Source organism: Dactylosporangium sp. NPDC000555 (genome assembly GCF_040300025.1).
Lineage (GTDB): Bacteria > Actinomycetota > Actinomycetes > Mycobacteriales > Micromonosporaceae > Dactylosporangium.
In genome coordinates this window covers 23,028-33,692 of record NZ_JBEPDB010000094.1, presented here as the reverse complement: position 1 = coordinate 33,692, position 10,665 = coordinate 23,028, and the positions used below count along the sequence as shown (strand labels likewise).

The 10,665-nt window shown below is 71.5% G+C and carries 15 protein-coding genes and 1 pseudogene; 14 read left to right on the top strand and 2 right to left on the bottom strand.

The genetic code is table 11. The annotated features are described in order from the left end of the window. A pseudogene (locus ABT297_RS36665) lies at positions 1-89 on the bottom strand (IS200/IS605 family transposase); the annotation flags it as partial. 93 nt (positions 90-182) lie between these two features. On the opposite strand from ABT297_RS36665, the gene ABT297_RS36660 reads away from it, so the two are divergent. From ABT297_RS36660 to ABT297_RS36595, 14 genes are all read left to right on the top strand, one after another. Further along, entirely contained in the window at positions 183-695 is a 513-nt protein-coding gene (locus ABT297_RS36660; RefSeq protein WP_350557131.1) for an AAA family ATPase, read from the top strand. Between the two features lie 32 nt (positions 696-727). Further along, positions 728-1,393: a class I SAM-dependent methyltransferase gene (locus ABT297_RS36655; protein WP_350557130.1), complete on the top strand. Its 666-nt coding sequence runs from the start codon at positions 728-730 to the stop codon at positions 1,391-1,393. 61 nt (positions 1,394-1,454) lie between these two features. Continuing rightward, on the top strand, positions 1,455-2,051 hold the full coding sequence (gene clsA / locus ABT297_RS36650; protein ID WP_502885703.1) for a cardiolipin synthase ClsA: 597 nt from the start codon (positions 1,455-1,457) through the stop codon (positions 2,049-2,051). 136 nt (positions 2,052-2,187) lie between these two features. Then, on the top strand, positions 2,188-3,021 hold the full coding sequence (locus tag ABT297_RS36645) for a DUF881 domain-containing protein (RefSeq protein WP_350557128.1): 834 nt from the start codon (positions 2,188-2,190) through the stop codon (positions 3,019-3,021). Then, positions 3,018-3,350 carry a small basic family protein gene (locus tag ABT297_RS36640; RefSeq protein ID WP_350557127.1) on the top strand — a complete coding sequence of 111 codons (333 nt, stop codon included), beginning with the start codon at positions 3,018-3,020 and terminating at the stop codon, positions 3,348-3,350. The genes ABT297_RS36645 and ABT297_RS36640 overlap by 4 nt, the downstream gene beginning before the upstream one ends. A gap of 21 nt (positions 3,351-3,371) precedes the next feature. Further along, the gene (locus tag ABT297_RS36635) at positions 3,372-4,064 is read left to right on the top strand and encodes a DUF881 domain-containing protein (protein WP_350557125.1); all 693 of its coding nucleotides are present in this window, start codon (positions 3,372-3,374) and stop codon (positions 4,062-4,064) included. 15 nt (positions 4,065-4,079) lie between these two features. Next, the gene (gene gcvH, locus ABT297_RS36630; RefSeq protein WP_350557123.1) at positions 4,080-4,460 is read left to right on the top strand and encodes a glycine cleavage system protein GcvH; all 381 of its coding nucleotides are present in this window, start codon (positions 4,080-4,082) and stop codon (positions 4,458-4,460) included. 170 nt (positions 4,461-4,630) lie between these two features. Beyond that, positions 4,631-5,071, top strand: coding sequence for an oxoglutarate dehydrogenase inhibitor Odhl (gene odhI, locus ABT297_RS36625; protein ID WP_350557121.1), 441 nt, complete (start codon positions 4,631-4,633; stop codon positions 5,069-5,071). 4 nt (positions 5,072-5,075) lie between these two features. After that, complete coding sequence (gene ftsR / locus ABT297_RS36620; protein WP_350557119.1) at positions 5,076-5,792, top strand: transcriptional regulator FtsR; 717 nt, start codon at positions 5,076-5,078, stop codon at positions 5,790-5,792. A gap of 130 nt (positions 5,793-5,922) precedes the next feature. Next, complete coding sequence (locus ABT297_RS36615; RefSeq protein ID WP_350557117.1) at positions 5,923-6,387, top strand: bifunctional nuclease family protein; 465 nt, start codon at positions 5,923-5,925, stop codon at positions 6,385-6,387. Positions 6,388-6,904: 517 nt separating this feature from the next. Beyond that, positions 6,905-7,513 (top strand): MerR family transcriptional regulator, encoded by a 609-nt coding sequence (locus tag ABT297_RS36610; protein ID WP_350557116.1) that lies wholly within the window; start codon positions 6,905-6,907, stop codon positions 7,511-7,513. A 28-nt stretch (positions 7,514-7,541) separates the two neighbouring features. After that, entirely contained in the window at positions 7,542-8,168 is a 627-nt protein-coding gene (locus tag ABT297_RS36605; protein ID WP_350557114.1) for a DUF2461 domain-containing protein, read from the top strand. A gap of 75 nt (positions 8,169-8,243) precedes the next feature. Beyond that, a complete protein-coding gene (locus ABT297_RS36600; RefSeq protein WP_350557112.1) occupies positions 8,244-8,468 on the top strand; it encodes a type II toxin-antitoxin system VapB family antitoxin in 225 nt (74 codons plus the stop codon). Next, a complete protein-coding gene (locus tag ABT297_RS36595; protein WP_502885702.1) occupies positions 8,465-8,887 on the top strand; it encodes a PIN domain-containing protein in 423 nt (140 codons plus the stop codon). The genes ABT297_RS36600 and ABT297_RS36595 overlap by 4 nt, the downstream gene beginning before the upstream one ends. Positions 8,888-9,161: 274 nt before the next feature. Here ABT297_RS36595 and ABT297_RS36590 read toward each other — a convergent pair whose 3' ends face one another. Next, the gene (locus ABT297_RS36590) at positions 9,162-10,661 is read right to left on the bottom strand and encodes a glycosyltransferase family 4 protein (RefSeq protein WP_350557110.1); all 1,500 of its coding nucleotides are present in this window, start codon (positions 10,659-10,661) and stop codon (positions 9,162-9,164) included. Positions 10,662-10,665: the final 4 nt, after the last annotated feature.

The following is a 10,665-nucleotide window of genomic DNA, read 5'->3' as shown; positions in this document are numbered from 1 at the left end:
AGCACCCGTCGCCGATACTTCGGGCACCACACCACGTGGAAGGCGCACTGGAAGACGACATTGCTGTTCGACCGCAGGGTGACGGACACAGAAACAGTATACAGCACGTATCTATCTACTGTTCGTGCGGAGTTGATGCCCTAACCCCACGGCTGAAGCCGGGGGTCTGCGCGCTACGCATTTTGATCACCGGCATCCAGGCCGCGGGCAAGTCCACGGTCGCCCAGGCCCTGGCCGAGCGCCTCCCCCGCTCCGTCCACGTGCGCGGCGACGTGTTCCGCCGCATGGTGGTGCGTGGCCGCGCCGAGATGACCCCGGAGGCCGCCGACGAGGCCGGACGCCAGCTCCGCCTGCGCTACCGCCTGACCGCGCAGGTCGCCGACGCCTACTTCGAGGCCGGCTTCACCGTCGTGGCCCAGGACGTCGTCCTCGGCCCCCACCTGACCGAGCTGATCGGGTCGATCCGCAACCGCCCGCTGCTCGTGGTCGTGCTCGCCCCCTCCCCGGCCGCGGTCGCCGCCCGCGAGTCCGCCCGCGCGAAGACCGCATACACCGACTGGACCGTCGAGGCCCTGGACGCCGGCCTGCGGCACCGGACCCCGCGGATCGGCCTGTGGCTGGACACCTCGGACCAGACCCCCGCCGAGACGGTCGATGAGATCCTCGCCCGAGCCTGGACGGAGGCGGCGATGTGAACCCAACCGGCGATTCGAACCCAGCCGGCGGCTTGAGCCCAACCGGCGGCGCCGACCGCCCCGCGCCGTCCGCGGCCGCGCCATCCGGATCCCGCGCGGCCGCCATCACCGCGTTTCACGCCGGCCTGCACGGGCCGACGTGGCGGATCGCGGGCTGGGGCAGCGCCGACCTGCAGCGCCTGCGTTTCGAGGCCCTGCTGCGCACGGCCGGCTACCGCGGCGGCTCGGTCCTCGACTGGGGCTGCGGCCCCGCCGACCTCTACTTCCACCTGCGCTCCGTGAACCTCCCCATGGACCTCCCCGTCGACTACACCGGCGTGGACCTCGACCCGCGCATGGTCGAACTGGCCACATCCCGCGGCGTCCCGAACGTCGCCCTGCTGCCCCCGGGCCATGCCCCCGAGGCCCCCGAGGGCCGCCACGACTACGTCTTCGCGAGCGGCATCTTCCAGTTCCCGGACCCGGACGACCCCCTCTACTACCTCACCATCTTAGAACAGATGTACGACATTTCCCGGCGGGCGGTGGCGACGAACTTCCTCAGCGCACAGCGCCCCGAGGCCGCCAGGGCACCGGACGAGCTCTACGTGGACCCGGCGGTGGTGGCCCGATTCGCCGGCGCGCTGACCGGCCGGTGGGTCCTCGACCACGGCTACCACCCGCAGGCGGGCGACTTCACGCTTGCCCTGCTCAAGTAGCGACCGGTGCAGCGAGCCGCGCCTGCACAGCGTCACCCGTGCGGGCTGTTAGCATTCCGGCGTGGCAGACCGGCAGGGTCTCGGTCCGGTGCTCACCGTCCCGAACCTCATCAGCTTCATGCGCCTGCTCGGCGTGCCATTGTTCCTGTACCTGTTCCTCGCCACCGACGCGACGGGCTGGGCGGTCGCCGTGCTCGCCGTCGGCGGGCTGAGCGACTGGGTGGACGGGTTCGCCGCGCGGCGGCTCAAGCAGGTCAGCCGGCTGGGCGAGCTGCTCGACCCGCTCGCCGACCGGCTGTACATCCTGGCGACGCTGCTCGCGCTGACGTTCGAGCACATCGTGCCGTGGTGGTTCACGATCGCCCTGCTCGCGCGCGAGGCCGTGATGGTGCTGTGCCTGGTCGTGCTGCGACTCCTCGGCCACGGGCCGCCGCCCGTGCACTACGTGGGCAAGACCGCCACCGCGATTCTGCTCATGGGCTTCCCGATGATGCTGCTGGCGCACTTCAGCGAGGCGGCGCGGTCGTGGGCGCAGCCCAGCGGCTGGGCCCTGCTGTGGTGGGGCATCGTGCTGTACTGGGTCGCCGCGGTCTTCTACTTCATCCAGGCGGCCGTCCACGTGCGCGCCGGACGCGCCGCGGCCGCCGGGGTACCGTGACCGGCCCGGAGCGAAGCGGCGCCCAGTCTGGCTCGATCCTCGCGAAGCAGCATCGAGCCAGACTGGGTGGAGGGGCCAGGCACCGGCTGGCTCAGCCTTCAGGTCACGCAACCGACGAGCGGAGCGAGGAGGGCGCGTGACCCTGCCCCGCCGCGACGATCTGCTCGGCGAGCTGTTCCGCAACCCGCTCGACCCCGGGTATGCCGCGGCGGCCGCCCGTCGCGGAGACGCCGCACCGCCGCGATCCGGGCGCTGGCTGACGGCCGTGGCGATGCTCGCCATCGGCTTTCTGCTCGCCGTCGCCTATCACCAGGTGGTCGCCGCCGCGCCGGGCACCACGAAGGCCCGCGAAGACCTGGCGGCCGACGTCCGCTCGCGCCAGCACACCGCCGACGACCTGCAGCGGCGCGCCGCCGAGCTGCGCGCCCAGGTCGACCAGGCCCGCGACGCGCTCGACGGCGGTGACAACGCGTCGCGGCTGCGCGACCTCGCGGCCAGGACCGGCACGAGCAAGGTCACCGGCGACGGGGTGGCGGTGCGCGTCGTCGACGCGCCGGCGCAGGTCGACCCGGTGACCGGCCGCACCGCCGAGGAGAACCTCGGCCTGGTGCTCGACCGCGACCTGCAGGACATCGCCAACGGGCTGTGGCAGAGCGGTGCCGAGGCCATCGCCGTGAACGGGCAGCGCCTGACGGCGACGAGCACGATCCGGACCGCCGGCGGCGTGATCCTGGTCGACTTCCGGCCGGTGACCAGCCCCTACGAGGTCACCGCGATCGGGCCGCCGGACATCGCCGACACCTTCGGCCGGTCCGTCACCGCCAAGCGCTTCAAGCGCTTCGTCGACGAGTACCGGATGCAGTTCGGCGTGAAGAAGCGCACGAAGCTGACCCTCCCCGCGGCCGCCGAGCCGCCGCTGCGCTATGCCAGAAGCCCCTCGCCCTCTCCCTCTGGAGGTCCCACGCGATGATCGCCGTGATCGCCCTGGCCATCGGGGTTGCGGCCGGCATCTTCCTCGAACCGACCGTGCCGCCGGGGCTGCTGCCGTACCTGCCGATCGCCGTGGTCGCGGCGCTCGACGCGGTGTTCGGCGGGGTCCGGGCCAAGCTCGACGGCATCTTCGACGACAAGCAGTTCGTCGTGTCGTTCGTGGCCAACGTGCTGGTGGCCGGGCTCATCGTGTACCTCGGCGACAAGCTCGGGGTCGGCGGGCAGCTCTCGACCGGGGTGGTGGTCGTGCTCGGCGTGCGGATCTTCGGCAATGTGGCGGCGATCCGGCGTCACCTGTTCCGGGCCTGAGACGTGAGGAAAGCCTGAACCGTGAAGAAACCGGCCAACCTCGTCATCGCCGTCCTGGTCGCGCTGCTCGGCTTCGCCGTGGCGGTGCAGGTCAAGGCGGGCGGGTCCGACGCCGCGCTGTCCTCCGCCCGGCCGGAGGACCTCGTGCGGATCCTCTCCGACCTCGACGCCCAGCAGGAGCGGCTGCGCCTCGAGATCGGCGACCTCGAGGACACGCAGCGGCAGCTCGACTCGGGCGCGCAGGGCCGCGACGCCGCGCTCGCCGACGCCCGCAAGCGCGCCGACGAGCTGGGGATCCTCGCGGGCACCCTGCCGGCCGAGGGGCCGGGGCTGCGGATCGACCTCATGCAGGGTACCGACGCTATAAAGTCCGAAACGGTCCTCGACGCCATCGAGGAGCTGCGCGGGGCCGGCGCCGAGGCGATGCAGATCGCCGGGGCGGACGGGCCGGCGGTGCGCATCGTCGCCTCGACGTACTTCGTGGACGCCCCGGAAGGGGGCCGGCTCGTGGTCGACAGGACGACGCTCGCCGCGCCGTATACGATCACCGTCATCGGAGGTCCGGACACCATGCGGACGGCGCTGAACATCCCGGGAGGGGTCGTGGACAGCGTTCGCCAGCACGGCGGTACGGTTTCCGTGCGCGAAGCGGATCCGGTGCACGTGACCGCGTTGCACACTGCCGGTGCGTTGCAATACGCCAAGCCCGCCTGACGAAGAAGGACTCACGTGGTTCCCGAGGATCTGCGGTACACCGCCGAACACGAGTGGCTCGCCCCGGCCGGCGAGGGCACGTTCAAGGTCGGTATCACGCACTTCGCACAGGACTCCCTGGGCGACATCGTGTTCGTGCAACTGCCCGAGGTCGGCTCCGCCCACCAGGCCGGCGACGCGATCGGCGAGGTCGAGTCGACCAAGAGCGTGTCGGAGATCTACGCGCCGGTCTCCGGCGAGGTCGTCGCGGTGAACGCGGCACTGGAGGGCTCGCCCGAGCTCGTCAACTCCGACCCGTACGGCGAGGGCTGGCTGGTCGAGCTCAAGGTGTCCGACACGGCCGCGGTCGACGCCCTGCTCGACGCCAAGGCCTACGGCGAACTGACCGTCGGCTGACCCCCCGAATTTCCGCCAGTCCATTTGCCGCGCGTCCGGTTGACCCGATATTTCGGGCGTGACTAGGCTCGCCCAGTCAACCGTATGCGTTTCCGGCATTCTGATGCATCCTTCCTATGCATCGTGGAATGCAGCCGGTAGACACCGACATACGACCGTGAGGTGGTTCGATGACGCGCCCAGACGACGAGTTCCCCCCGCTCGACGTCACGTCCACGCTCAACCTTGGCGCCATTGAGGATGCCATCGAGGGGCCGGACACTGACATGGTCCCCACGCGCATGTCGGGTTCGCTGCCGCCTGGCACCGCTCTGCTCGCGGTGCGCCGCGGCCCGAACGCCGGCGCGCGCTTCCTGCTCGACCATGACGTGACGACGAGCGGCCGGCACCCTGACAGTGACATCTTCCTCGACGACGTGACGGTCTCGCGCCGCCACGCCGAGTTCCACCGCGAGGGCGGCACCTTCACGGTCCGCGACGTCGGCAGCCTCAACGGCACGTACGTCAACCGGGAGCGTGTCGAGGCCGCCACGCTCAGCAATGGCGACGAGGTCCAGATCGGCAAGTTCCGCCTCGTATTCGTGGCAGGACCGCGCCCCGACGAGAGCTGAGGCGATGACGGCGTCGGCGGCCGCCTGGAACTCTGCCACCCCGGGTGAGGACCTCACCCGGGGTGAGCGTCTCATGAGCATCGGCGAGGTCCTCGCGCACCTGCGCGGCGACTTCCCGGACGTCACCATCTCCAAGCTGCGGTTCCTGGAGACGGAGGGGCTCGTCGAGCCGCGGCGCACCCCGGCCGGGTATCGCAAGTACACCTGGACGGACATCGCCCGGCTCCGCTACGTGCTGACCGCCCAGCGTGACCAGTACCTCCCGCTTCGCGTCATTCGCGAGCACCTGGCCACGATGCGGGAGCCCCTCGCCGAAGTTTCCGCGGTGGTACCCCAGGAGCCTCCCTCCGAGGTGCGGCTCACCCGCGACGAGCTGCTGACCAAGACCGGGCTGGCCGAGTCCGGGCTCAAGGCGCTGGAGGATCACGGTCTGCTCAAGCCCCGCCTCGGCAGCGGCTACGACGCCGACGCCCTGGAGGTCGCCACCGCCGCGGCCCGCCTGGCGGAGTTCGGCCTCGAGCCGCGGCACCTGCGCGCGTACCGGACCGCCGCCGACCGTGAGATCGGCCTGTTCAGCCAGCTCATCACCCCGATGACCAGGCAGAACGGCCCGGCTGGCCGCGCCCGCGCGGCCGACACCGTGCACGAACTCGCCGCGCTCACCCAGCGCGTGCACGCCGCCCTGGTCCGCGCGGGGCTGCGGGAGATCCTGGGGAAATAGCCGATCTCCGCTGCGGTCCCGCGGGCGATCTTCACCACTCGGTCCACCACACCGGCCTTGCGAGTGGCACGACTGCGGTGGTGTCCGTGTAACGTGCAGGGAGAGGGTAGTCGACACGGAGGCGGCGGCAGTGCGAGAGCTGAATGTGGTCGGGGTTCGCGTGGAGCTGCCCACCAATCAGCCCATCGTGTTGCTCAAGGAGGTCGACGGCGACCGCTACCTGCCGATCTGGATCGGCGCGGTGGAGGCGACCGCGATCGCCTACGAGCAGCAGGGGGTCAAGCCGGCGCGGCCGCTCACCCACGACCTGATGCGCGACATGCTGGCAGCCTTGAAGGCACCGCTGCACGCCGTCGAGATCGTGGAGATGCGCGACAACATCTTCTACGCCGAGCTCGTCATCGGCGAAAACGTCCGGGTCTCGGCCCGCCCGAGCGACTCGATCGCTCTGGCCCTGCGCGTAGGCGCCCCGATCCGCTGTGCCGACCAGGTCCTGACCGAGGCCGCGATCGTCATCCCGGACGAGCAGGAGGACGAGGTCGAGAAGTTCCGCGAGTTCCTGGAGCAGGTCCGCCCGGAGGACTTCGCCGGCTGACCGCCCTCCGCGAAGGACGGTCCGGCACTTGCCCGGGCGGCAGCTCCCCGAGGCTCGCGGTTGACTGAGCCGAGGCTCGCGGTTGACTGAGCGCCATCCCGGAGTGAACGGCCCCGACGCGCGCCATGGCAGGCACCACCGGACACCGCGCGTGCCGCCGACCCTCGCGACCCGGGGCGATCATTGGTGTGATTTGCTGGCCACCGGGTGGTCCCCCGTTCTGGGGCTCGCGGTTCACCCGGGTGGGGTTCCGCGGCTCCGCACGCCGGGAGGCCGCTCGCCGGGTAGCGTCGAGCGTGGGTCGACCGCACCGCCGAGGCGCCGTTCGCCAGCGGTGGACCCCCGCCGCCCGCCGGCGCGCAAGATTCGTGTACCGGCACGCGGCGTGTCGCGGCGTTACATCCCCGCTGACTCTCAAGGTGCGCTATAGGGTTGCGGGTGTTGACGCTGGAGGTGGGTCGCAATGCAACAGCCGCCCGATCCCGGGACATCCGGTCATGCCCCTGAGCACGCCCAGGTGACGCCCTCACAGACGGGTTCACGCACGGCCTCCGGCACCGCGACGACCGCCGCCGGACCGAGCATCGCCGAGGCCGAGGACGTCGGCTATCGCGGCCCGACCGCGTGCCACGCCGCCGGCATCAGCTACCGCCAGCTCGACTACTGGGCGCGCACCGGCCTCGTCGTCCCCTCCGTGCGCGACGCCGCCGGCTCCGGCAGCCAGCGCCTCTACTCGTTCCGCGACATCGTCGTGCTCAAGGTCGTCAAGCGCCTCCTCGATGCCGGCGTCTCCCTCCAGAACATCCGCAAGGCGATCGACACCCTGCGCTCCCGCGGCGTCGGTGACCTCGCCGGGATCACGCTCATCTCCGACGGGACCACCGTCTACGAGTGCCGCTCCCCCGAAGAGGTCGTCGACCTCCTCCAGGGCGGCCAGGGCGTCTTCGGCATCGCGATCGCCGGTGCGTTCAAGGAGATCGAGGGCACCCTGTCGCACCTGCCCGCCGAGGCCGCCGCCACGGGCGAGGAACTCCCCGCGCCCCCGGCCACCGGCACCAGCACCGACGAGGCCTTCGCCGCCGGCGACGAGCTCGCCATGCGCCGGGCCCGCCGCCGCGCCGGCTGACACCTGGTGTCGTCGTAAGCTCCTGTTCGTGACGTTCCACGGCTGGCCGGTCGAGGCGCTGGAGTTCTACGACGGGCTCGAGGCGGACAACTCGAAGACGTACTGGACCGCGCACAAGGCGGTCTACGAGGAGCAGGTGCGCGGCCCGATGACGGAGCTGCTCGCCGAGCTCGAGGCCGAGTTCGGGCCGGCGAAGATCTTCCGCCCCTACCGCGACGTGCGGTTCAGCGCGGACAAGTCCCCGTACAAGACGTCGTGCGCGGCGTCGTTCGAGCGCGGCGGGTACATCCAGCTCACGGCGCACGGGCTGGCCGCGGGCGCCGGCGCGTACATGATGGACCCGGCCCGCCTGGCCCGCTACCGTCAGTCCGTCGCCGACGACCTCACCGGCGGGCGGCTGGCCGTCATCGTCGCCGGCCTGGAGGCGCGCGGCTGGTCGGTCACGTCGCGCGAGCAGCTCAAGTCGGTGCCACGCGGCTTCGACAAGGAGCACCCTCGGGCCGGACTGCTGCGCCACAAGGGCCTGATCGCGTGGCACCAGTTCCCGCTGAAGCCCTGGCTGGGCACGGCGAAGGCCCGCACCCACGTGGAGGAGTTCCTCCGCGGCTGCCGCCCGCTGCAGGACTGGCTGGCCACGCACGCCGCCCAGCCGTAGCCGGGCCGGCAACAAGCGGGCAGCGCCTGCTATGTTGGTAATGTATCGACGCCATGTACATCGTCCACAGGAGTCATGATGACGGTTACTCAAATTGACCTTGACGATGACGCGCTGGCCGAGGCGATGCGACTGTCTGGCGCGCGGAGCAAGAAGGACACTGTGAACCTCGCGTTGCGGGAGTATGCAGCTCGGCATCGCCGCATCGCGGCGCTCGATCACTACGTCGCCGCAGCTCAAGCCTGGGACTACGAGGGGTGGCAGAAAATGCACTCGGCTGGCAAGGCGCCCGCTGCGTGATGCGCTACCTGGTGGACTCGTCGGCCCTGTGGCGACTGCTGCGTGACCCGGACGTGCGGGCAGGCTGGACCACCGTGATCTCCGATCACGCGATCGGATCGTGCCAGCCTCAACGCACCGAGTTTCGCCGGTCCGCCCGCAACCTCGACGAGTACGAGCAAATGTCCTCGATGTTCGTTGATCTCTATCCGGACGTTCCGATACCGAAGACGGCGTGGCAGTGGGTCGAGTCGGCGCAGTATCGCCTGCTGCGAGCCGGGGCGCATCGAGCGCTGTCCTGCGTAGACCTGCTGCTCTGCGCTTGTGCGGCCATCCGCGGACTCGTTGTCCTGCACGACGACAACGACTTCGTGGCTGCTGCCCGGCACCTGCCGGACCTCGCCGAACGACGGGTGCACTCGCTACCTGAGTTCACCTGATCCATTACGGCCGGCTGCAGGGCCAGTCGGCGTCTGTCACCGTTTGCGAGGGACCCTCTGCCACCGGCGGCGACGCCCCGCCCGGGCTCCTCGGCGGCGCGGCTGAGGCCGGCCGTCGAGGCACCAGCCAGCATCGTACGGCGTATTGCGGAATGCCCGCACGACGGCTAGTGAGACTCGTCCGCTCCAGAGCCTGCCTTCTGACGCCCAGGCCATCACGGGCCGATGCCGTTGGCACGGCCCTGCGGCGATGCATCGACCAGCAAGCGCAAGGTCAGCGGCGCTCTATCGCGGCCATCACCACGTCGAACGGGGCCGCGGCGGCTCGTGCGGCGGCGTCGCGGTCGGCGGCCTCGCGGTCAGCGGCGTCCGCCGTCCAAGGGTTGCCCTCGGCGGCCATCGCCGCCCTCGCCGCGTCGGCGCCGGCCTGCCAGGCAGCCTCCTCGGCGGCGGCGCGGACCAGGCTGGACGGGCGTTCCCCGACCGGGACGCGCGGGGGGTCGGCGAGCAGGTTGCCCGGCGGCACGAGGACGACCGGCAGGCCGCTGTCCAGCACGGCGGCCCGGCGGCGGGCCTCGAAGGCCGGGGACTCGTCCACCGCGACGCCGTAGACGGCGGCGGTGCGCGCGGCGATCGCGTGCCAGGAGTGGCGCTCTCGGACCATCCGGCGGGCTCGGGAGGCGAGGGTCTGGGCGAACATCGGGTCTTGCAGCAGGGCGCCGACGGCGTCGGCCAGGCCGTCGGGGTCGCCGGCGGGGAAACGGATGCCGGTGACGCCGTGCTCGACGATCGAGGCCAGGCCGCCAGTGGAGGCGACCACGAGGGCGGCGCCCGAGGCGGCGGCCTCCAGGGCCACGGTGCCGGTCGGCTCGTAGCGGCTCGGCATGACGAAGCCGTCCGCGGCGGCCAGGACCGCGGCGAGGGTGTGCTGGTCGAGGGTGCCGGGGAAGGAGACCGCGCGGTGCAGCTTGAGGCGGCGCGCCTCCTCGATGAGGGTGCCGCGGTAGTCGCCGTCACCGACGACGACGGCGCGGGTGCCGGGGTGGCGCTCGCGGATCGCGGGCATGGCGGCGAGGAGGTCCTGCACGCCCTTCTCGGCGATCAGGCGGCCGGCGTAGACCAGCAGGGGGCCCTCGCCGGCGAAGCGGAGACGCGCGGAGAGCACGGCGCGGGGCTCGGCGGTCCAGATGTCCGGGTCGATGCCGTTCGGCACGATGTCGACGCGCTCGGCGGAGACGTCGAAGAGGTGCTGGACCTCCCAGCGCAGGTACTCGGTCGGCACGATGACGCGGCACGCCTCCGAGCCCAGCCACCACTCCACCGAGTGCACGCGGCGGCTCGTCTCGCCCGGCAGGTAGCCGTGCTGCCGGCCCGCCTCCGTGGCCTGCAGCGTGGCGACGAACGGGATGCCGAAGAGCTCCTTGAGGGTGACGGCGGCGTGGGTGACGAGCCAGTCGTGGGCGTGGATCACCTCGTAGCCCGCGGCGGGGGCGGAGCGGATCGCGGCCTCCGCCAGCAGGTGGTTGACGGCCATGGTGTGGGCGAGGTCGGTGTGACCGAGGTCGGTGTCGTCGAGCGGGGGCGGCGCGCAGGCCCGGACCACCCGGACGCCGCCGGACGTCTCGTTCGTGGGCGCGCCGGGCCGGTGCCGGCTGACCACCGTGACCTCGTGGCCACCCGCGACGAGGGCCGACGACAATGCGGCGATACGGCCCCGGCGGGCGGCTGATGCTTCACTCGACGGAAAATCCCAGGCGATCATCAATACGCGCATGGCG